Annotated in this window: 22 protein-coding genes, 1 tRNA gene and 1 pseudogene; 12 read left to right on the plus strand and 12 right to left on the minus strand. The window is 67.9% G+C overall.

The annotated features are described in order from the left end of the window. Nucleotides 1-2: 2 nt before the first annotated feature. The 8 genes from JE033_RS06885 to JE033_RS06920 form a co-directional block, all read right to left on the minus strand. Nucleotides 3-1190, minus strand: a complete 1188-nt coding sequence (locus JE033_RS06885) for a glycosyltransferase (RefSeq protein ID WP_090146392.1) — start codon at nucleotides 1188-1190, stop codon at nucleotides 3-5. 94 nt (nucleotides 1191-1284) lie between these two features. Next, nucleotides 1285-2550, minus strand: a complete 1266-nt coding sequence (locus JE033_RS06890; RefSeq protein ID WP_200330328.1) for an MFS transporter — start codon at nucleotides 2548-2550, stop codon at nucleotides 1285-1287. 99 nt (nucleotides 2551-2649) lie between these two features. Then, entirely contained in the window at nucleotides 2650-3825 is a 1176-nt protein-coding gene (locus JE033_RS06895) for a class I SAM-dependent methyltransferase (RefSeq protein ID WP_370567916.1), read from the minus strand. Beyond that, on the minus strand, nucleotides 3822-4244 hold the full coding sequence (locus tag JE033_RS06900; protein ID WP_176698262.1) for a heat shock protein transcriptional repressor HspR: 423 nt from the start codon (nucleotides 4242-4244) through the stop codon (nucleotides 3822-3824). The genes JE033_RS06895 and JE033_RS06900 overlap by 4 nt, the downstream gene beginning before the upstream one ends. 87 nt (nucleotides 4245-4331) lie before the next feature. Then, nucleotides 4332-5285, minus strand: a complete 954-nt coding sequence (locus JE033_RS06905) for a DnaJ C-terminal domain-containing protein (RefSeq protein WP_200330332.1) — start codon at nucleotides 5283-5285, stop codon at nucleotides 4332-4334. Next, nucleotides 5278-5889, minus strand: a complete 612-nt coding sequence (locus tag JE033_RS06910) for a nucleotide exchange factor GrpE (protein WP_090146384.1) — start codon at nucleotides 5887-5889, stop codon at nucleotides 5278-5280. The genes JE033_RS06905 and JE033_RS06910 overlap by 8 nt, the downstream gene beginning before the upstream one ends. Nucleotides 5890-5891: 2 nt before the next feature. Then, nucleotides 5892-7742, minus strand: coding sequence for a molecular chaperone DnaK (gene dnaK, locus JE033_RS06915; RefSeq protein ID WP_200330334.1), 1851 nt, complete (start codon nucleotides 7740-7742; stop codon nucleotides 5892-5894). Between the two features lie 204 nt (nucleotides 7743-7946). Continuing rightward, complete coding sequence (locus JE033_RS06920; protein WP_200330336.1) at nucleotides 7947-8261, minus strand: Dabb family protein; 315 nt, start codon at nucleotides 8259-8261, stop codon at nucleotides 7947-7949. Nucleotides 8262-8413: 152 nt separating this feature from the next. Here JE033_RS06920 and JE033_RS06925 point away from each other — a divergent pair, with 152 nt between their 5' ends. Both JE033_RS06925 and JE033_RS06930 read left to right on the plus strand, forming a co-directional pair. Further along, on the plus strand, nucleotides 8414-9733 hold the full coding sequence (locus tag JE033_RS06925) for an MFS transporter (protein WP_200330338.1): 1320 nt from the start codon (nucleotides 8414-8416) through the stop codon (nucleotides 9731-9733). A gap of 38 nt (nucleotides 9734-9771) precedes the next feature. Beyond that, complete coding sequence (locus JE033_RS06930; protein WP_200330340.1) at nucleotides 9772-11046, plus strand: DEAD/DEAH box helicase; 1275 nt, start codon at nucleotides 9772-9774, stop codon at nucleotides 11044-11046. Between the two features lie 83 nt (nucleotides 11047-11129). On the opposite strand, the gene JE033_RS06935 is transcribed toward JE033_RS06930, so the two are convergent. After that, nucleotides 11130-12143, minus strand: a complete 1014-nt coding sequence (locus tag JE033_RS06935; RefSeq protein ID WP_370567917.1) for a biliverdin-producing heme oxygenase — start codon at nucleotides 12141-12143, stop codon at nucleotides 11130-11132. Between the two features lie 119 nt (nucleotides 12144-12262). On the opposite strand from JE033_RS06935, the gene JE033_RS06940 reads away from it, so the two are divergent. From JE033_RS06940 to JE033_RS06975, 9 genes are all read left to right on the plus strand, one after another. Beyond that, the gene (locus JE033_RS06940; protein WP_200330342.1) at nucleotides 12263-13519 is read left to right on the plus strand and encodes a serine hydrolase; all 1257 of its coding nucleotides are present in this window, start codon (nucleotides 12263-12265) and stop codon (nucleotides 13517-13519) included. Between the two features lie 68 nt (nucleotides 13520-13587). Next, nucleotides 13588-13658 (plus strand) — tRNA-Gly (locus JE033_RS06945). A gap of 169 nt (nucleotides 13659-13827) precedes the next feature. Beyond that, entirely contained in the window at nucleotides 13828-13950 is a 123-nt protein-coding gene (locus tag JE033_RS14765) for a hypothetical protein (protein ID WP_255536989.1), read from the plus strand. A 98-nt stretch (nucleotides 13951-14048) separates the two neighbouring features. Continuing rightward, nucleotides 14049-14246 (plus strand): hypothetical protein, encoded by a 198-nt coding sequence (locus JE033_RS06950; RefSeq protein WP_090146372.1) that lies wholly within the window; start codon nucleotides 14049-14051, stop codon nucleotides 14244-14246. Nucleotides 14247-14695: 449 nt separating this feature from the next. Continuing rightward, nucleotides 14696-14974: a hypothetical protein gene (locus tag JE033_RS06955; RefSeq protein WP_090146368.1), complete on the plus strand. Its 279-nt coding sequence runs from the start codon at nucleotides 14696-14698 to the stop codon at nucleotides 14972-14974. Nucleotides 14975-15115: 141 nt separating this feature from the next. Continuing rightward, nucleotides 15116-15976, plus strand: a complete 861-nt coding sequence (locus tag JE033_RS06960) for a cytochrome c oxidase assembly protein (RefSeq protein WP_200330344.1) — start codon at nucleotides 15116-15118, stop codon at nucleotides 15974-15976. After that, the gene (locus tag JE033_RS06965; protein ID WP_234037111.1) at nucleotides 15973-16485 is read left to right on the plus strand and encodes a DUF2243 domain-containing protein; all 513 of its coding nucleotides are present in this window, start codon (nucleotides 15973-15975) and stop codon (nucleotides 16483-16485) included. Before JE033_RS06960 ends, JE033_RS06965 begins: the two co-directional genes overlap by 4 nt. A gap of 4 nt (nucleotides 16486-16489) precedes the next feature. Beyond that, nucleotides 16490-16900 carry a hypothetical protein gene (locus tag JE033_RS06970; protein ID WP_090146360.1) on the plus strand — a complete coding sequence of 137 codons (411 nt, stop codon included), beginning with the start codon at nucleotides 16490-16492 and terminating at the stop codon, nucleotides 16898-16900. 83 nt (nucleotides 16901-16983) lie between these two features. Beyond that, nucleotides 16984-17184: a hypothetical protein gene (locus JE033_RS06975; RefSeq protein WP_090146358.1), complete on the plus strand. Its 201-nt coding sequence runs from the start codon at nucleotides 16984-16986 to the stop codon at nucleotides 17182-17184. 24 nt (nucleotides 17185-17208) lie between these two features. On the opposite strand, the gene JE033_RS06980 is transcribed toward JE033_RS06975, so the two are convergent. The 3 genes and pseudogenes from JE033_RS06980 to JE033_RS14920 all read right to left on the minus strand — a co-directional run. After that, nucleotides 17209-17778 carry a methylated-DNA--[protein]-cysteine S-methyltransferase gene (locus JE033_RS06980; RefSeq protein WP_200330346.1) on the minus strand — a complete coding sequence of 190 codons (570 nt, stop codon included), beginning with the start codon at nucleotides 17776-17778 and terminating at the stop codon, nucleotides 17209-17211. Further along, nucleotides 17775-19061, minus strand: a complete 1287-nt coding sequence (locus JE033_RS06985) for a helix-turn-helix domain-containing protein (protein WP_370567935.1) — start codon at nucleotides 19059-19061, stop codon at nucleotides 17775-17777. Before JE033_RS06985 ends, JE033_RS06980 begins: the two co-directional genes overlap by 4 nt. A 39-nt stretch (nucleotides 19062-19100) precedes the next feature. Next, nucleotides 19101-19427, minus strand: a pseudogene (locus tag JE033_RS14920) (Ada metal-binding domain-containing protein); the annotation flags it as partial. Between JE033_RS14920 and JE033_RS06990 the strand changes: the two are divergent. Continuing rightward, nucleotides 19400-19942, plus strand: coding sequence for a TetR/AcrR family transcriptional regulator (locus JE033_RS06990; RefSeq protein ID WP_200330350.1), 543 nt, complete (start codon nucleotides 19400-19402; stop codon nucleotides 19940-19942). The pseudogene JE033_RS14920 and the gene JE033_RS06990 sit on opposite strands and share 28 nt — an antisense overlap. Nucleotides 19943-20042: the final 100 nt, after the last annotated feature.

Raw genomic sequence — 20042 nt, forward strand, 5'->3', positions numbered from 1 at the left:
GGTCAGCGGGAGTCGGCTTCGCCGCGGTAGAGCTCCTCGAACGTGTCGAGGGTGCGATCGATGTCGTGCACGGTCACCGCTTCGAGCGACGCGCGCTGCATGCGCAGGTACTCCTCTGGCGTCTGCTGCAGCACGCGGGTGATGCGGCTCGCGAGCTCGCGGTCGTTGCCCGGTTGGAAGAGAAAGCCGTTCTCCCCGTCGTGCACGAGGTGCGGCAGCGCCATCGCGTTCGCGGCGACGATGGGGAGACCCGAGGCCATGGCCTCCATCGTCGCGATCGACTGCAGCTCGGCGATCGATGCGATGGTGAAGACGCTCGCACTGGTGAGGTGCGCGCGCAGTTCGGCGTCGGTGACCCGGCCCGTGAATTCGACACGATCGGAGATGCCGAGTTCTTCGGCGAGCTTCTCGAGATTCTTGCGCTGGTCGCCGTCGCCGACGACGGTGAAGTGCACGTCGAGTGATTCGTCGAGGCGCGGGATCGCGCGGAGAATCACGTCGATCTCCTTCTCGAGCGTGACGCGACCGACGAAGACGAGCTTGTTCGCGGTGCGCGGCTCGAGATCCGCGGTGTAATCGGAGGCGCGAAGCCCGCAGCTCACCGGTCGCACACCGCGGCGGTGGGTATTGCGCTCGAGGAAGTCCGCCGCCCGACGGGTGGGCGTGGTGACGGCGGCGGCGAGCCGGAGCACGCGGTCAGCGGCGTTCCAGCCCCAGCGCACGAAGACGCGCTTCGCCTTCTCGGGCAGCAGCGTGAAGTCGAGCACGTTCTCCGGCATGACGTGGTTCGTGGCGACGATTCGGATGCCCCGCTTCGCGCCCTCGATGGCGAGCGCCCGGCCGATGACGATGTGCGACTGGATGTGGATGACGTCGGGTCGCACCCGGTCGAGCAGCTTTCGCGCGTATCCGCGCGCCCTCCAGGGCAGCACGAACCGCAGCCAATCGTGCGGGTACCAGCGCCAACTCGCCCACCGGTGCACGGTCATGCGCTCGCCTTCGATGGTCTCGACGTAGCTGCCGTGCTGACTGTGGCGTTTCGCTGGTGCGACGACGTGGACGTCGTGGCCGCGCTGCACGAGCCCGGCTGAGAGGCGTTCGGCGAACCGAGCAGCGCCGTTCACATCTGGAGAGAAGGTGTCGCAGCCCTGCAGAATACGCAGGGGAGCCTGGCGATCGGTGGTGCTCACGGTGCGCGGGAGTCCTTCGGTCGGAGATGGGTGCGGATTCGCGCGTACGACGCGCGACGCTGCACCAGTCTACAAAGCGCGGCTTGGAACCACTTCAGTCGCCGGATCGCGGCGGGCGCCGACCGACGTGCGGCAGATACCGCGGAATCCATCGCCCGAATCCGACGGCGCCGGCGACCGCGAGCAGCCCGGCGGCGACACTCGCAACGGGCAGCGACACTGCGGCGAGCCCGGAGACGGCGAGGGGCGCGACAGCGCCGCCGAAGTCCGTCAGCGTGCGCCATGCCGCGAGAAACGGCGCCGGACGGTCGGCGGGCGCGAGGTCGGCGCCCAGCGTCATGTTGATGCCGCTCGACAGGCCGTTTCCGAGACCGACCACGATCGCGATCACGAGCAGCCAGACGCCGGCTCCCGGTAGGTCGTGCGTGCCCGCGAGCACGAGGAACCCGATCGCCATCACGACCATCGCAGGGAGGCTGGCCCACAGGCGGCCGAAGCGATCCATGATCTGGCCGCTCGTGTAGAAGAAGAGGAAGTCGACGGTGCCGGAGATGCCGACGACCAGCGCGACCTGCGTCGCGTCGAGTCCGATCGACACTCCCCAGAGCGGGAGCAGCACGTCCTTGATCGACCGCATGCCGGAGAGGATCGCGGAGGCGCCTCCGATGCGCAGGAGCGCTGCCCCGCCGTCGCGCACCGCTCCGAGCACCCCCGGGCGGGATTCACTGGGGACGGTGCGCGACGCGGTGCTGCGCGCGCTTCGATCGGCGATGGCGTCGGGCGCTGCGCGTTCGGGATCGGGCGCCCAGGCGACGAGCGCTGCAGCGAGCACCAGGCACGCGGCGAATGCCCAGACCGGGGCCTCCGGATCGCCGGTCGTGGCGATCATGGCCGCGGCGAGGAACGGGCCGATGAACCGCCCGAGCCGGTTCGTTCCGCCGAGCAGCGACAGGGCCCGAGCCCGGAAGTGCAGCGGAACGCGCTTCGTCATGAACGCGTGCCGCGCGAGCCCGAACGAGGCGGCGGCGAACCCGATGACGAGCACGGCTGCGCCGAGCAGCGCTGGAGTCGGGGCGAAGGCGACCCCGAGGCAGCCGAGCAGGGCGACGGCGGCGGCGAGCAGCATCGCCGCGCGTTCACCGGCTCGTGAGACCACCCAGCTCGCCGGAAGGTTGCCGAGCACCTGCCCGACGACGGCCGCGGAGGCGATCACCCCGGCGAGCGCGATGCTCGCGCCCATCTCGACCGCGATGACGGCGACGAGCGGCAGAATCGCGTACTCGCCCAATGAGAAGAGCACCGACGGCCCGTAGATGCTCGGGGCCAGCCGCCAGAGGAACGCCGGAGCCGAATTCGTCATATCGGTTCCACAGTACTCTCAGCATCGCGCGCCGCCGGCCTCACGCGGCGCCGCGCTCCGGCGCCCTCCGCGCGCAGCGCCGCGTCGGCCTTGTCCCGGTCAGGATTCGCGCGTCGCCGACAGCACGGTGAAGACGGCATTGCGCGCGAGCTGCCGCGTCGGCCCCACCTCTCGCTCGACGAGCGGTCGGTACCCGAGATGCGAGTTGAATACGAGCCGCAGTTCCCCGCCTGGCGCGAGCGCACGGCGGCACGCGCGGATGAGGCGATGACCGACTCCGGCGTGCACCGTGGCGCCGGTGTGGAACGGCGGGTTGAGCACGATCAGGTCCGCCCACGCATCGGGCACCGCCTCGAGCGCGTCGGAACGCTCGACGGCGATGCGATCCGCCACCCCCGCTGCCTGGGCCGTGAGGCGGGTGGCCGCGACGGCCGCCGTGGACTGATCGGTCGCCAGCACGCGCGCCTCGGGGAAGCGGCGCGCGGCCGACACGGCGAGCACACCGTTGCCGCATCCCAGATCGACGATCGTGGCGGGTTGCCGCTGCGTGTCGGCGAGCGTGGTGAGGAGCAGCCTGCTGCCGTGGTCGAGCACCGGGCCGCCGAATGTCGCACCGAAGGCCGCGAGCGAGAAGTCGAGATCTGGATCGGTGCCCCACCTCGGGAACGCGCTCTCCGTCGTCGCCGGCACTCGGGGCCCTGCCGCGCGGAGCACGCGCGACTTGCGCCAGCCGAGACCTGCCGAGACCTCCGCGAAATCGCGAGCGAGCACGTCATTCATCGCGCGCGTCATATGCTTCACGCGACCGCCGGCGAAGACGCGCACCTCCGGGTCCGCCCAGCGCGCGATCGCCCGAGACACCTCGGCGAGCGCGTCCAGGCCGCGCGGCAGTTGCACGAGCACGACCCGTGCCCCCGTCAGCGCAGCGGCATCGAGCCCGTGGTTCGTGTACCGGCCAGCCAACCGCATGCGCCGGGCGTTCTGAGCCAGGGCGCGCTCTCCGAGCAGCGGGTCCTGATGGGTCCGGATCCCCGCGACTCCGAACACGGTCGCGGCTCCGAGGGTGAGTGCGCCATGGCGGTCGCCGATGACGACGACGTCGTCGACTCCCAAGGGGACCTCGAATGGGTGGTCGGCCAAGTCGTCGGCCGCGGTGCGGAGGATGAGCTGGTCGGCGGCATCGAACGCTTGCAGCTCCGGCGCGTCGAAATCAGGTTCGCGCGTCAGCTGCGCGAACAGGGCCTCGAGTCGATCATCGGTATCGTGCGGACTCACGGCTGCCACACGACGACCTCGGCGTTGCGCCGCATGCGTGTGCCGCGACGGAGGGTGACCACTTCTCCCCCGGCGGATCCGGCCGCGAAGACGCGGCGGTCGGGGCGCTGCAGTCGTTCCTCCGTCAGTGCGCGTTCGAGGTCGCGCACGCGATCCTCGAGACGGCGCACCTGGTCTTCGAGCTCGAGCACGCGGCGGATGCCCTCGAGGCTGAGCCCTTCTGCGGAGAGACGCGCGACCTCTCGCAACCTGGCCACGTCGTGCAGCGAGTACCGCCTGGTGTTCCCGCGGGTGCGCTGCGGTGAGACGAGTCCGATGCGGTCGTACTGCCGCAGGGTCTGGGGGTGCATCTCGGCGAGCTCTGCGGCCGCGGCAATGGCGAATACCGGCGTGAAACGGTCTAGTTGCGGATTCGCCATGATGCTGACCTGCTTTCGTGTGGCTCGTCGAGGAGCGCAGTGCGGGCCGCACGGCCGGCACTGCGCTCCTCGCTCAATGAGAGGAGATTATCCCTTCGCGCGAGCCAGGAGATCGGCTCGCGGGTTCTCCTGCGGTTCGACGTCGCGGAACGCTTCGAGCGCCGCCTTCGCCTCTGGCGACAGATGCGAGGGAACCACGATCTGCACCTCGGCGAGAAGGTCGCCGGTGCCCTTCGAGCTCGACACTCCGCGCCCCTTGACGCGAAGCACGCGGCCGCTCGGCGTGCCGGGCTGCACCTTGAGCTTCACCGGAGCGCCACCGAGTGTCGGCACTTCGACCGTCGCCCCCAGCGCCGCTTCGGAGAACGTCACCGGTAGCTTCACGCGGAGGTTCTGGCCGTCGCGCTCGAACACGGGGTGCTTGCGCACGCTCACGGTGAGAATGATGTCTCCCGCTGGTCCGCCCGTGGGGCTCGGTTCGCCCTTGCCGCGCACTTTGATCTTCTGGCCGTCGGAGACCCCTGCAGGGATCTTCACCTTGACCGAACCGGTCGAGGCCTGCAACGTGACCGTCTTACCCTGCACCGCCGTCTCGAAGTCGAGGGTCGTCGTGGCCTGGATGTCACGCCCGGACTGCGGCCCGCGCGGTGGAGCTCCGCCGAACATGCCTCCGAAGATGTCTTCGAAGCCCTGAGGGCCGCCCGACTGGAAATGGGTGTTGCGCGCGCCTCCGCCGAACATGCCGCCGAAAACGTCCTCGAAGCCCTGGTTTCCGCCGCCACCCGCGGTGAAGCGGGCACCGCCGGCGCCCATCGCGCGGATCTGATCGTACTCGGCGCGCTGCTCGGGGTCGGAGAGCACCGAGTACGCCTCGCTGATCTCCTTGAATTTCGCCTCGGCAACCGCGTCACCCGGGTTGGAATCCGGGTGGTACTTGCGCGCGAGCTTGCGGTAGGTCTTCTTCAGCTCGGCGTCGCCGACATCTTTCGAGACGCCGAGAAGCTGGTAGAAGTCTTTATCGAGCCAATCCTGACTAGCCATCCGCTCCCACCGCCACCGCGACCTTGGCGGGGCGCAGTTCGACCTCGCCGATGCGATATCCGCGCTCGATGACGTCGAGCACCGTGTGCTGCTCGGTGCCGGGAACCGGAACCTGTGCAATGGCCTCGTGGATCTGCGGGTCGAACACTTCACCCGTTTCACCGAAGCTCTGCACGCCGATGCGCTCGAACGTTCCGCGAATCTTCTGGGCGATCGTTGCGAACGCCGTGCCCTCTGCCAGATCGCCGTGCTTCTCAGCGCGATCCAGATCGTCGAGCACCGTCAGCATCGGGGAGACCGCCGCTGCGATCGCCCGCTGCTTCTCGACAGCCGCATTCGACTCCGTGCGCTTCCGATAGTTGGCGTACTCGGCCGTCAGCCTCCGCAGATCATCGAGATACGGGTTGTCCGCCTCGTTGCCCGCCGCTGCCTCGTTCGCCGCGTCGGCGTCCGCTGCGGCGTCGCTCTGCTCCGCTCCCAGAATGTCATCGACCGTGAGATCGGGCTGGGGCGAGGAGCCGGAGTCCTGCGACTCCGGCTCCTGAGCAGGAACCTCGTCAGCGTTCGGGTCTTCCCCGGGCGTGCGCTGTTCCTCGTTCGCCATGGTTACTTCTTCTCCTCGTCGTCTTCAACAACTTCGGCGTCCACCACGTCATCGTCGTTCGACGTTGCATCGGCGCCGCCTTCAGCAGGAGACTCGGCCTGCGCGGCCGCGTAGATCGCCTCGCCGAGCTTCGTCTGGCTCTGGCCGAGCTTCTCCGAAGCGTTCTTCACTGCTTCGTCGTCGTCACCGGCGAGCGCCTGCTTCAGCGCGTCGAGATCTCCCTGCACTTCGGTCTTCACGTCCTCGGGCAGCTTGTCGTCGTTCTCGGAGATGAGCTTCTCGACCGAGTAGGCGAGCTGCTCCGCGTTGTTGCGCACCTCCGCCGCTTCGCGTCGCTGCTTGTCTTCAGCAGCGTGCTCCTCGGCTTCGCGCACCATGCGCTCGATGTCCTCCTTCGAGAGCGTCGAGCCGCCGGAGATCGTGATCGTCTGCTCCTTGCCGGTGCCCTTGTCCTTCGCGGAGACCTGCACGATGCCGTTGGCGTCGATGTCGAAGGTCACCTCGACCTGGGGCACGCCGCGCGGGGCCGGGGCGATACCAGTGAGTTCGAACGTTCCGAGGTTCTTGTTGTCGCGGGTGAACTCGCGCTCGCCCTGGAAGACCTGGATGGCGACGGAGGGCTGGTTGTCTTCCGCCGTCGTGAACGTCTCGCTGCGCTTCGTCGGGATCGCGGTGTTGCGGTCGATGAGCTTCGTCATGATGCCGCCCTTGGTCTCGATACCGAGCGAGAGCGGAGTCACGTCGATGAGCAGAACGTCCTTGCGCTCCCCCTTCAGCACGCCGGCCTGCAGTGCGGCGCCCACGGCGACGACCTCGTCCGGGTTCACGCTCTTGTTCGGCTCCTTGCCGCCGGTGAGCGACTTCACCAGTTCCGTCACGGCGGGCATACGGGTCGATCCGCCGACGAGCACGACGTGCGCGATGTCGGACACCTTCACACCGGCTTCAGCGATGACGTCCTGGAACGGCTTGCGGGTGCGCTCGAGCAGATCCTTGGTGAGTTCCTCGAACTTGGCGCGGGAGAGCGTCTCATCGAGGTTCGCCGGACCGTTCTCGGTGAGCGAGAGGTACGGGAGCTGGATCTGGGTGCTCGTCGAGTTCGAGAGCTCCTTCTTGGCCTGCTCCGCCGCCTCCTTCAAACGCTGGAGCGCGATCTTGTCCTTCGCCACGTCGACACCGGTCGAGGACTTGAACTGCTGGATCAGCCACTGCACGATCCGCTGGTCCCAGTCGTCGCCGCCGAGGCGGTTGTCACCGGCCGTGGCGCGCACCTGGATCGTCGAGAAGTCGTCATCCTTGCCCACCTCGAGCAGGGACACGTCGAACGTGCCACCGCCCAGGTCGAAGACGAGGATCAGCTCGTCCTCTTTGCCCTTGTCGAGGCCGTACGCGAGCGCCGCAGCGGTCGGCTCGTTGATGATGCGGAGCACGTTGAGCCCGGCGATCTCGCCGGCTTCCTTCGTCGCCTGACGCTCTGCGTCGTTGAAGTAGGCGGGAACGGTGATGACCGCGTCGGTCACCTTGTCACCCAAGTAGGTCTCGGCGTCGCGCTTCAGCTTCTGCAGCGTGCGCGCGCTGATCTCCTGCGCGGTGTAGCGCTTGCCGTCGATCTCGTCGGTCTTCCAGTCGGTGCCCATGTGGCGCTTGACCGAGGAGAGCGTGCGGTCGACGTTCGTGACGGCCTGGCGCTTCGCGGTCTCGCCGACGAGCACCTCCCCGTCCTTCGTGAACGCGACGATCGAGGGCGTGGTGCGAAGGCCTTCGGCGTTCGCGATGACGGTGGGCTCGCCACCTTCGAGTACGGAGACCACCGAGTTCGTGGTGCCGAGGTCGATGCCTACTGCGCGTGACATATGTGCTCCTTCTGTCGATCGGATCGACCAGACGAAGCGCCTGGCCGGAGACTGCTCGTCACCGCCGACTCGCACGAGAGCGCGAGTGCTCACGATGTTGAGCCTGTTGGACTCAAGTTTACTCGCCGCTCAGCGAAGGTCAAGTCTGCACGGCAAAACTTGAGTCGATCCCACTCAACTCTCAGAATGAGAAGTGCGAACGTCTCAGCGCTCGTCCGAGCTCACGTGCACGACGAAGTCGTACTCCTGGAATTCGGCGACCTCGACAGCCCACCTCGCCCGCACGAACTCGACGTGAGCCGGATGGTCGTTGTAGGCGCGGAACGCGCTCTCGTCGAGGAACACCATGGAGAACTGCCATTCCAGGCCGCTCTTCGGACTGATCTGGCGCTGCACGGTGAACCCGTTCACGCCGGGAATCTGCGCGAGATCACGCGCCGCCGACTCCAAGAACTCCGCCTCCTCGGAAGACCCGCTGGCGTGGATGAGGCGGAAAACGACGGTGTGCTGGATGGGCATTCTGGCTCCTCGGGTCAGGGAAGCTCCTGCGCCTCCGGCCCGAGCCTACGGCGGAGCGGAAGCGCGCACCAGGGAACCAACGGAAGATGACGGAGCCATGAACGGCAGCGAAGCTCCTCACCCCGAGCCGTGACGGGGCTACGCTGAATCCCATGAGCGACCACGTGCTGCCGGCCCCCGCCGCGTCGGGCCCAGCCGCCCCCGCCTCCGTGAAGAAGCGAACCGTGTTCGCCTGGTCGCTGTGGGACTGGGGGTCGGCATCGTTCAACGCGGTCGTCACGACCTTCGTCTTCAGCGTCTACATCACGAGCGCCCCGTTCGGCCCGGAAGAGCGGGTCTCGGCCGAGCTCGGGATCGCGTTGCTCGTCGCCGGCATCGTCGTCGCGCTGTTCGCGCCGGTGATCGGGCGCCTCACCGACCAAGCGGGACGCCGGAAGACCTGGCTCGGCATCAACACCGGCATCGTCGTCGTCTCCACCCTGCTGATGGTGCTCGTGGCCCCGGACGAGCAGTTCTTGATCTTCGGCCTCGTGCTGCTCGCGATCGGCAACGTCGCCTTCGAGTTCGCGAGCGTCGGCTACAACGCGATGCTGGGGCAGATCGCGAACAACGGCAACGTCGGCAAGATCTCGGGCCTGGGCTGGGGCATGGGGTACCTCGGCGGGATCGTACTGCTCGCCCTCATCCTCGTCGGGTTCATCTTCCCCGAGGTCGGCTGGTTCGGCGTCACCTCGGATGGCGCCTGGAACGTGCGCATCGCCATGCTCCTCGCCGCCGCGTGGTTCGCCGTCTTCGCGATCCCCGTCTTCTTCGCGGTGCCCGAGATCCCGGCGGCCGCTCACCCCGAGAGCAAGGGACGCTGGTTCCTGCGCGCATACGCCGACGTGTTCCGGAGCGTCGCCGGCCTCTGGCGCGATGCGCGGCACACCCTGCACTTCCTCATCGCGAGCGCCGTGTTCCGCGACGGGCTCGCAGGAGTCTTCACGTTCGGCGGAGTGATCGCCGCGCGGAGCTTCGGGTTCGACAACACGACCGTGATCCTCTTCGCCATCGCGGCGAACGTCGTCGCGGGGCTGGCGACGATCCTCGTCGGCTTCTTCGAGGATCAGCTGGGGGCGAAGCGCGTCATGGTCTGGTCGATCGTGCTCATGGTCATCTGCGCCATGCTCGTCTTCGCGCTGCACGACTCGGGCTCGTGGGTGTTCTGGATCTTCGGTCTCCTGCTCTGCATCTTCGTCGGACCGGTGCAGTCGGCGAGCCGCTCGTTCCTCGCCCGGCTCATTCCGCCGGGCCGAGAAGGAGAGATCTTCGGCCTCTACGCCACCACCGGCCGCGCGGTCTCGTTCCTGGCACCCGCGGGCTTCACCATCGCGATCGCGATCGGGGGCGCGACCATCTTCGGCATCATCGGCATCGGAGCCGTGCTGCTCATCGGGCTCCTGCTGCTGCTTCCGGTGCGCGCCCCCAGGTGAGGCGCGCAGCACGGGCCCTGGGGCAGTAGCCTGTTCGGGTGGCCCGTCCTGAACTTTCCGCCGAGCAGCTCGCCGTCTACGAACGCATCGAGCACACCCGCGAGCACCTGTTCATCACCGGCCGCGCCGGCACCGGTAAGTCGACCATCCTGAACCACCTCTCGTGGAACACGAGCAAGATCATCGCGGTATGCGCCCCCACCGGCGTGGCCGCGCTCAACGTCGGCGGGCAGACGATCCACTCGCTGCTCCGGCTGCCCACCGGCATCATCGCGGACCACGAGCTGGATCAGCCCGCTGAGCTCAAGAAGATGCTCGCCGCGATCGACACCCTCGTCATCGACGAGATCTCCATGGTGTCGGCCGACCTGATGGACGCGATCGACCGATCGCTGCGCCTCGCGCGCGGCAAGAAGCACGATCCGTTCGGCGGCGCGCAGATCATCATGTTCGGCGACCCCTACCAATTGCCGCCCGTGCCTCCGCGCGACCCCCACGAGCGCGCCTACTTCGCGGACACGTACCGCTCGCTGTGGTTCTTCGACGCCAACGTGTGGACATCGACGCCGCTCTCGACCATCGAACTGCTCGAAGTGCACCGTCAGCGCGACGACCGTTTCAAACAGATTCTCGGCGCGGTGCGCCACGGGGTCGTGACCGAGGATCAGGCGCACGAGCTGAACTCGGCGGGCGCGCGGCCAGCCCCGCGCGACGTCATCACCCTCGCCACGACGAACGCCACGGTGAATCGCCTCAACGCCCAGCGCCTCTCCGAGATCACCGGCTCATCGCTTCGCGCGGTCGCCGAGATCAACGGCGAGTTCCGCGAGAACACCTACCCCGCCGACGAGGTGCTCGAGCTGAAACCGGGAGCGCAGGTGATGTTCCTGCGGAACGACTCGGACGGGCGCTGGGTGAACGGCACGATCGGCTCCGTCTCGCGCGTCGACGGGACCGTGTGGGTCGAGGTGGATCGCGAGGAGTTCGAGGTCGAACCGATGGTCTGGGAGCGGTACCGCTACCGGTACGACGCCGAGACGAAGAAACTCGAGAAAGAGGTAGTGGCTGAGTTCGAGCAGTTTCCGCTGCGCCTCGCCTGGGCGGTCACCGTGCACAAGTCGCAGGGACACACCTACAACGCAGCGGTCGTCGATCTCGGACCCAGAGCCTTCAGCGCGGGTCAGACGTATGTGGCGTTGAGCCGCGTGCGCTCACTCGACGGCCTGTACCTGCAGCGTCCGCTGCAGCCGCGCGACGTCATCGTCGACCCCAATGTCGTCCGGTTCATGCGCGGCAAAGAAGAGTCCGTCTGAGCGGAAGCACTCGCCGCAAAGACAGTACGCGTGCGGGGATCGGGCTCCGCCCGATCCCCTGATCCTGCATCGCGTGACGGCGACTACGCCACCGCGAGCTTCGCCTGGCCCAGATCGCGGAAAACCGCCGTGTTGAATGCGTACGCCGCGCGCACCTCGTCGAGCATCCGGGCGCGCTCGGCCTCGTCGAGCTGCTCGCCGAGAACATCGAGCGCCGCCCGGTACTGATGCTTGAACTCGGCGAGATCGCCCAGCTCGGAGAAATCGTAGAACGCGATGCCGGCGCTCGGCAGATCGTGCTGCTTCGCGACGCGCTTCGCGATGTACTGCCCGCCCGAGAGGTCGCCGAGATACCGCGTGTAGTGATGCGCGACCACGCCGGCCGCCCAGCCCTCAGCCGCGACCTCCCGCATGCGCGCCGCATACTCGAGCGTTGCAGGAACGGCGACGATCTGCTCGCGCCAGTCGGCGCCGATGAGGTGCACGAGGTCCGCCTCGAGTGCTGGCAGACGCACGAGCGACGGCGAATGGAAACCGGCGAAGCGCGGGTCTGCGGCGACCTGATCAGCGGCAGCCTCGAGGGCTTCGTACATGAAGTAATGCTGTGCGACGAGATCGATGTAGTCCTGCAGCGACCCCTTCCCGCGCATGATGTCTTCCATGAACGTCGCCCCCTCGCTGTCGGAGTGATCCGACCACGAGCTCTCACGGATGACGACGGAGAACGGCCGGTCCTCTGGCGCTGCGGCTGGCGCGTCGACGGACGCATCCGCAGCGTCGCTCTGCGGCTGCGCGCCGTGCTCGTCGCGCGCCGGCACACCGAGCTTCGCGCACGCCGCGGTGTAGAGCGCGACGACCTCTCGCCGGATCTCCGGTCGCTCCGTGATCGGGCCACCGGGCCATTCCACCGTCAGTTCGTGCTCTCCCTCGGCATCCGTCACGAGCCATCGACCGGAGGCGCCGGTCACGCCCACCATGGTGCTCGAGGTGGCGCCGGGGTACCCGAAAGCACGCGCGATCAGGAGGTTGTCGGCCATATGGTCGCCGTTCATGTGCCGGGTCACGCCCGAGATCACGTCATCCGAAAAATTCGTCACCACGTCAGTCTAGTAAGGGTGGCCTCACTTCGCCCTACCCGGCGCCAAACTTCCCAGTCGCACGCAGTAGACTCCCGTGTGTTCTGTGTCCAATTCACCTTCGAGATTGGCGGTCGAATTTGATTCCGCGCTTTGCCCCTCGCACCCGCCTGCTGGCCGTCGGGGCCATCGTCGTCGCCGCACTCGGTCTCACGGCATGCACCGACGGCGATTCGGTGACCAGTTCCGCCGACGTCAACACCGTCGACCCGGCACTCGCGAGCGGCATCGATGACGCCATCGCGTCGGCCATGCAGCAGAGCGGTTCGACCGAAGCCGTCGTCGGCGTCTGGGGCAACGATGGAAGCGAGTATCTGCGCGGGTACGGCGACAGCGGGGTCGACGGCTCCGTCAGTATCCGCGGAGCACAGGCGACCCAGCCGGTCATGTGCGCACTCATGCTCGACCTCGTCGATGAGGGAACGATCGATCTGGACGGGAAGGTGTCGGAGGATCTGACCCGCCAGTCCGGCATCGAAGACGTCACGTACCGGCAGCTCTGCGAGATGCGGTCCGGCATCGCCGACTACAAGAGCGGCTTCGCCGACATCTTCGCGAACAACCCGACGCGGCCGTGGGCCGAGCAGGAGCTGCTCGCGCAGGGGCTCTCGCGGTCACCCGAATCGTGGCCGGGGCTCGACTTCCACCAGTCGGACTCGAACCTCGTGCTCCTCGCCCGCGCCCTGAAGGTGAAGACCGGGCTCGAAATCCCCGACCTGCTGCGCGATCACGTCTTCTCCGACGCGAATATGGGATCGACGTACTTCCCCGCCCTGAACAGCACCACGATCTCCGGCGACACGCTGCAGGGCCTCACCTATCCCTCGAGCGGTGGCAAGGCAGTCTGCGACGCCGAACCGGTCGAGGTAGCCGAGGTGTCACCCTCGATGCTCGCGGGAGCGGGCGCGACGGTCACGACCGTCACCGACCTCAAGAACTTCTACGACGGGTACCTCAGCGGCACCTTCGGCGGGGAGAGTGCCGGAGTCGTCACCGAGGCCTTCCCGACCAAGAACCCCGAGCGCGACGAGAACGGCGAACCCACCGAGGAGATCGCCATGGACGGTCGTCTCTGGAGCTTCGGCGTGGAGAAGGTCGGGCCGCTGTACGGCCGGAGCGGGGCCATCACCGGCACCCTCACCGCCGCCTACAGCGACCCCGACAGCGGCTTCTCCGTCGTCGTCTCGCTCAACAACTCCTCGGCGGGGGCGGGCTTCGCGAAGTCGCTCGCATTCCAACTCGCCTCGCTCGCACAAGCGCAGGGCGTCGCGCCGGAACTGACGTGGAGCGCCGAGGAGCAGACCGAAGCGCTCGCGAAGGCCGCCGTCTGCCAGTAGCGGCGGTGCCGAGTACTCAGCCACTTTCTGCTACGGTGGGTGAGTCGGAATCCTCGTGATTCCGTATCGGGGATGTAGTTCAATGGTAGAACTTCAGCTTCCCAAGCTGATAGCGCGGGTTCGATTCCCGTCATCCCCTCTGAACGGGCCCTTTCCTCCACGATTGGGCCCGTTCTTCGTTTTCCCCGGTTCCTTCGTGCCCCGTCCGAGCAACAGGGGTTCCGTCGCCCATTCCTCGTCCGTGACCTCCGAGCCTGGGTGGGCTATGGTCGGGTCAGGGTGGTCGCACCCGGAAAAGAGGCATCATCATGTCCAAAGACAAAGGCCAGAAGGCCGCCAAGAAGCCTGCCGCTTCGACTGCGAAAGAGAAGAAGCAGGCGAAGCGCGACAAGAACCAGGCCGCAGCGAACACGCTGAAGATGGGCAAGTAGGCCGCGTGCCGCCCGACCTCGTCGGGCGGCACCTGCCATCTATAGGAGTGAGAAGCATCGGCTACGGTTGCCCGCTGGCGGCTAGGTAGGCTGGCCGCATGCAGCCGCAGCCGAACCCCTTCCTTCCCAGTATCGACACGATCATGGTCCTCACTGTCGTCGCCTCGATCATCGGAAGCCTCGTCTGGCTCGGCCTGCTCTGGGTGATCGTCCGCGGTGCCACGCTCTCCGCCCTCCGCAAGCACTCCGAGGAGCAGGCCGAGCGTCGTCGGAACTCCGGATCTCCGCTGAGCTGATGAACGCGAGTCGACGACGTGCGGGAACGACGCTGCAGCGTGAACGAGCTTCGGCGATCAGCTTCTCGCGTTCGCCTGTTACCGTTGCCGCATGATCCTCGGGCTCGGCCTCGCACTCCTCGGCATCGTCGTGCTCGTCCGCAGGATGCGAGACCGCAAGAACTGACGCCGGAGTTGCAGCGATACGAGCGCCGCCGCCCTGAACGAGCCGGAGAACGCCGCCGTGGCATCAACCTCTCCATCGCGGGGTTCGTCAGCGCCGCCCTCGAAGACCGACGTACCAGAAGGGCTCGCGTGAGCGGCGCGTCAGGTCAGTAGCGCCGAACAGGAGGGTCGCGCCGAGAGCGCGGGTTCGGAACGGGCGTGACGCCTCGCGCTCAGCTGAAACCCTCGGGCTCGATAGAGAACGCGCGTCACGCGCGTTCCGAGCGAACTGTAGGCTCGAATGCATGACCGGTTCGCAGCAGGATCACCGCGTGCGGCATCTGATCGCGCTCGCGCTCGGTCTCCTCTGCATCCTGTACCTGTTCGTGCAGGCGGGCGATGTGACCACGTACGTGATCCTTCTCGGGTTGAGTTGCGGTGGCGTCGCCGTCGGCCATCAGGCGATCCTCCGCTCAGGGCCCCTCGTATGGACCGCGATCATCGGTCTGGTCTTGAGCTACCTGGGCCTGCTGATGGCGATCGGGTTGCTCGTCGTGCGACTCACGCGCACGTTCGGCAGCTGAGGAAGTCAACCCTCCTCTCAGTACACCCACTCGCACGTAGCCTCTGGGCATGAGTTCACGCCCCCTGCACCGACCCCGCTGGGCGAGCGAACTGGCGCGAGCAGGTGACCCCATCACCTGCACAACCGCAGGCGGAGCACCGTGATCCCCGCACACACGCACGGTTCCCCGTCGAGCGGTGTCAGCTCCGACCTCATCGCTCTGATCCCGGTGCTGGTCGCCATCGCCGTCTACCTCGCCGCGACCGCGATCGGTCGGCAGCGCGGACGATCATGGCCGTGGTTCCGCACGGTGTTCTGGATCGCCGGCGTGCTCGCCGCAGCAGCCGGCTTCATCGGTCCGCTCGCCGCAGCCGCGCACGAGTCATTCGTCGCGCACATGGCGGCCCATCTGCTGGTCGGCATGGCCGCACCCCTCCTGCTGGTGCTCTCCGCGCCCATGACGTTGGCGCTGCGGACCCTGGGCGTCGATCCGGCTCGGCGTCTGAGCTGGTTGCTCCGCAGCCCGCTCGCGCGCGTGCTGACGCATCCGGTCGTCGCCGCCGCACTGAACGTGGGCGGGTTGTGGGTGCTGTACCGCACACCGCTGTACGAGCTGATGCAGCGGGACGTGCTGGTGCACCTGCTCGTGATGCTCCACGTTCTGGCTGCCGGATACCTCTACACGTATGCGTTGGTCGGGATCGATCCGTCGCCCCACCGCTCCGGCTTCGTGATGCGCAGCGTCGTCCTGGTGAGTTCGCTCGCTGCGCACGGCATTCTGGCGAAGGTGCTCTACGCGCATCCCCCACCCGGCGTCCCCGTAGCGGATGCGCATACCGGAGCTCGGCTCATGTTCACCGGCGGCGACGCGGTCGACTTCGTGCTGATCGTGCTGCTCTGCGCGGAATGGTATCGCGCGACGGGCCGACGTCTGGGGGCCACGACCACCACCATGTCAGTCGTCCGGCGCACAGCGACAGACGCGCAGGGCGGGAGCCGACGCACGAAGGGAGCATCATGATGATGGGCACGAGCAGTCGGATGGGAGGGTCTCCGCTGCGTTTCCGCTCCTACTGGGCCGGCTTCCTGCTCGGCGTGGCCATGATGGCGGCGATCGATGAGATCGTCTTCCACCAGATCCTCGCCTGGCATCACTTCTACGACAACGCCAGCCCGGACATCGCCATCCTCTCCGACGGGTTGTTGCACGCGGCCGAGCTCTTCGGCTTCGTCTTCGGGTTCTTCCTCATGCTCGACGCGCGTCGGCGTCGCACGTTCTGGGCGGCCGCCGCCTGGGCGGGGTTTCTGGTGGGGCTCGGGTTGTTCCAGCTCTGGGACGGGATCGTCGACCACAAGATCCTTCGGCTCCACCAGATCCGCTACGGGGTCGAACTGCTGCCCTACGATGTCGCCTGGAATGTCGCCGGTGCGCTGCTCCTCGTCTCAGGCCTCATCTGGACCGCGGTGCTCGCCAGACGGGGAACGCCCGAGAGAGCGGAAGACAGTGCGACGCCTCAGCCGATATCGTGAGCGCATGAGATCTCGCGCGCTGCCCGCCCTTGCGTTCGCAGCCGCGGCACTTTCAGCAGTCGTGCTCTCGGGGTGCGCTGCTCCGGCGAGCGTCACCGTCGGATACGAGGAGTCATCGGTCACGATCGAGGACGGGACGGAACTCGTCATCGACTTCGGCGAGGTCAACGCGTCGGTCGGCTCGGACTGGGTGATGATCAGTGAACCCGACCCCTCCATATTGACGCACGGGGAGAAGGTGAGCGAGTACGCCGGCGAGGAGGGCAGCGTGGGCGGACCGAGCGAACTCGCGTACCGGTTCACCGCGACCGGCACCGGAATGACGAAGATCCAGTTCGAATACCAGTTCCGCGGCGCTGTGCCCGACGATCCGACCGAGCAGAGAACAGCGCTGATCGACGTCTCGGTGGAGTAAACGGCTCGCCGATTCGCGCACAACACGCACAGATTTTCTACCGCAATGTGACGGATGCGCCCGACACCTTGTAACTTGTCAGTATGGATACGACAAGTTTTCAGCGCCTCCCGAAGAGCATTCAGCAGATCGTGCTCGATGGCCTGGACAACGAAGTGCAGGCCGGGCTCGAGCGCCTCGACAATGCGAAGAAGGACGGAACGCTCGCTCCCGAGCAGACCGCCGCGCTCGAGGGCGACATTCGCCGCGCAGCAGAGCTGCGCAATCGCTACTCGCCGGCCTGAGCCTCCCGCCCGACTCCGGCGGCCTCAATCGGAGAACAGCTCGCGCCGGAGCGCACCTTCGTGCTGCAGCAGGCGCGTTTTGATATCCACGCCGAAGAGGTAGCCGCCCAGACCTCCGTCGCTGCGCACGATGCGGTGGCAGGGCACGACCAGAGCGACGAGATTGTTGGCGCAGCCCGACGCCGCCGCTCGCACCGCAGACGGGCGACCGGCGAGCCCGGCCAATTCGGTGTAGGTCACGGCCCGGCCAGCCGGCACCTCGCGGAGCGCGCGCCACACGTCGCCGCGGAACGGCGTCTCCGGCTGACGCACCATCAGTCCATCGATGGCGGTCACGTCTCCGTCGGCGTAGGCCAGCAGCGCGTAGGCGATCGGGTCGGCAACCGGGCCAGGGGCCGCAGCGGCGTCGGTGATCCCGCGCTCGGCGACGCCCGCGTCGATGCTGCGGAGACGCGCCGTGAGCGACTCAGCATCAGGATCCAGCTCGGTGGCGAAACCGGCGGCGCGAATGGCCCCGTCCTCGGGCGACCAGATCGCGTGGAACGGCGCTCCGACGATATCGACGACGGTGCGCGTGAGTGGGCTGGTGGTCATACGAGGTCCTTTCGTGCAGACGAGGCGAGGAAGTCGGCCCAGAGGTGCTGGGTCGCGTAGCTGCGGTAGGGCCGCCAGGGTTCGGCGATCCGTTCGGCCGCCCTCGGGGCAGGATCGCCCAGCGCTCGGCGCAGGATCAGATCTCCGGCGGGATAGGCGTCGGGATCGGCCAGCGCCCGCATCGCGATCATCTCGACGGTCCACGGCCCGACCCCGCGCAGCGCGGCGAGTTCGCGCCGCGCATGTTCGCGGTCGGCGCTCGCACTGACATCGAGCCCGCCGGCGAGGGCGACGGCGAGCGAACGCAGCGTCTCGGCGCGACTGCGCGTGAGGCCGAGCGCCTCGCGCAGCTCGTCGGCCGATTCTCGGGCGATCGCAGCGACGTCGATCCCACCGTGGAATCCGGCGGCTGCGGCGACCCCGGTGAGGGGCCGGGCGAAGCGCGCCGCGAGACGCCCCTGCAGGGTGCGAGCGGCGGCGAGCGACACCTGCTGGCCGAGCACCGTGCCGAGCGCCGTCTCATGGGCCGACCGCGCCGCCGGCATGCGCAGGCCGGGGCGTGCGGCTACCAGGGGCGCGAGCCGAGGATCTGCGCCGAGCGCTTCGGAGATCTGCAGGGGGTCGGCGTCGAGGTCGAGCATCTGCCGCACGATCTCGATGGCGCGCATCGCGTCGGAGAGAGACGGCAGCTCGAGGGCCACCGGGATCGCGATCGTCGCTCCGTGCTCGGCCGGCTCCCCCGCTGCCTCCGGCACTTCGCCCCAGTGCACACGCGCGACGGCGGTGCCTCCGCCGACGTCGAGTGCGTGCTCGGTCGAGCCGTCGAGTCCGATGACGTCTCGTCCCGGAATGGCGTGAGCGACGAGCGACGCTCGCAGGGCGGCCGCGTCGTAGGGTGCGCGGGTGCGCATCCGCAGTGCGAGCATGGGTCGCTCGTCGGAGCTCGGTCCGGAGGCGGCCTCGCCGTGACGCCGAGCCAGCTTCGACGGCGCCACGCCGAATTGCTCGCGCATCACCTCGCCGAACTGCCGGAGACTGCCGAACCCCGCCGCGAACGCGATATCCGCGAGCGGGAGATCGGTCTCGTCGATGAGCGCCCGTGCCGCGTGCGCGCGGCGCGTGAGCGCGAGCTGCAGCGGCCCGGCGCCGACTTCTTCGATGAGGATGCGGCGCAAGTGCCGCTCACTCACCGCGAGCTCCCTCGCCAGCCCTGCGACACCCGCCGCGTCGACGGCGCCATCGCGGATGCGGCGCACGGCTCGGCCGACCAGGTCACCGCGCACGTCCCACTCCCGCGTGCCCGGCACGGCCTCCGGCCTGCACCGCTTGCACGCCCGGAATCCTGCGGCGACGCATGCAGCCGCGCTCGGGAAGAAACGGCAGTTCCCCGGCAGCGGTTTTCTGGCCGGGCATGACGGCCTGCAGTAGATTCCCGTGCTCGTCACCCCGAGGTAGAACCGCCCGTCCCACCGTCCGTCGCGTCCGGAAGCCGCACGATAGCAGGCGTCGAAATCGAGCGGGAGGGCTGGGGGCGGCGGGGTCACGTGACTATCTTCGCTGGCTGGAGCCCGCCGCGCACGCCGGAATCGGACATGGCGGTGCGACGAGTACGCTCGACAGCATGAAAGACCTCTCCGGCCGCGAGGCATTGCTGCGCGCCACCGTGATCGTCGTCTCCGCCGGCGGACTCCGGGCGCTGACGTATCGCGCGGTCGCCGCCGAGGCCGGCGTCTCTCACGGGCTGGTGCGCCACCACTTCGGAACGCGGGATCAGCTCGTCGCCGAGGCGATGGAGTACGCCATCGACGAGAGCCTCAGAGGCTCGAACATGGTCGGAGACGCGTTGACGCCAGCGACGTTCGCCGCTGGCATCGAGTCGCTGGCCGATCGCGAGAGCGGGATGCAGGCGTTCCAGTACGAACTCCTGCTCGAGTCCCGACGTCGACCCGAACTGCGGCCGCTCGCGGAGCGCCACTATCTCGCGTACCGGGAGGCGATCTCACGTCAGTTGGCCCGCCTCGGCGTGCGCGACGCTGAGCTGACCGAGCTCATCTGGTTCACCCTCGATGGCATCGTGTTCAAGCAGTTGGTGCTGCCGGAGGGCGTGGAGCCGGCGCTCGCGCGGCTCCGGGCCCTCGTGGCCCAGGCCCAGAGCGCGGACTGAACCGGCGCGCGCGATCCGGGGCCTCCGAGGTGCGCTGCGCACTTGACTATCCATATGGATAGTTCTAGGGTGGTCCCACCCGACCCGAGTCTGCACGCGC

Origin of the sequence: Leucobacter sp. L43 (assembly GCF_016597785.1) — a bacterium.
Lineage (GTDB): Bacteria > Actinomycetota > Actinomycetes > Actinomycetales > Microbacteriaceae > Leucobacter > Leucobacter alluvii.

Coding starts and splice junctions, on each gene's coding strand:
- JE033_RS06890 (WP_200330328.1), bottom strand. CDS start 2,550: ATGACGAATTCGGCTCCGGCGTTCCTCTGGCGGCTGGCCCCGAGCATC.
- JE033_RS06900 (WP_176698262.1), bottom strand. CDS start 4,244: ATGGCGAATCCGCAACTAGACCGTTTCACGCCGGTATTCGCCATTGCC.
- JE033_RS06905 (WP_200330332.1), bottom strand. CDS start 5,285: ATGGCTAGTCAGGATTGGCTCGATAAAGACTTCTACCAGCTTCTCGGC.
- JE033_RS06910 (WP_090146384.1), bottom strand. CDS start 5,889: ATGGCGAACGAGGAACAGCGCACGCCCGGGGAAGACCCGAACGCTGAC.
- dnaK (WP_200330334.1), bottom strand. CDS start 7,742: ATGTCACGCGCAGTAGGCATCGACCTCGGCACCACGAACTCGGTGGTC.
- JE033_RS06920 (WP_200330336.1), bottom strand. CDS start 8,261: ATGCCCATCCAGCACACCGTCGTTTTCCGCCTCATCCACGCCAGCGGG.
- JE033_RS06925 (WP_200330338.1), top strand. CDS start 8,414: ATGAGCGACCACGTGCTGCCGGCCCCCGCCGCGTCGGGCCCAGCCGCC.
- JE033_RS14765 (WP_255536989.1), top strand. CDS start 13,828: ATGTCCAAAGACAAAGGCCAGAAGGCCGCCAAGAAGCCTGCCGCTTCG.
- JE033_RS06950 (WP_090146372.1), top strand. CDS start 14,049: ATGCAGCCGCAGCCGAACCCCTTCCTTCCCAGTATCGACACGATCATG.
- JE033_RS06955 (WP_090146368.1), top strand. CDS start 14,696: ATGACCGGTTCGCAGCAGGATCACCGCGTGCGGCATCTGATCGCGCTC.
- JE033_RS06965 (WP_234037111.1), top strand. CDS start 15,973: ATGATGATGGGCACGAGCAGTCGGATGGGAGGGTCTCCGCTGCGTTTC.
- JE033_RS06970 (WP_090146360.1), top strand. CDS start 16,490: ATGAGATCTCGCGCGCTGCCCGCCCTTGCGTTCGCAGCCGCGGCACTT.
- JE033_RS06975 (WP_090146358.1), top strand. CDS start 16,984: ATGGATACGACAAGTTTTCAGCGCCTCCCGAAGAGCATTCAGCAGATC.
- JE033_RS06980 (WP_200330346.1), bottom strand. CDS start 17,778: ATGACCACCAGCCCACTCACGCGCACCGTCGTCGATATCGTCGGAGCG.
- JE033_RS06990 (WP_200330350.1), top strand. CDS start 19,400: ATGAAAGACCTCTCCGGCCGCGAGGCATTGCTGCGCGCCACCGTGATC.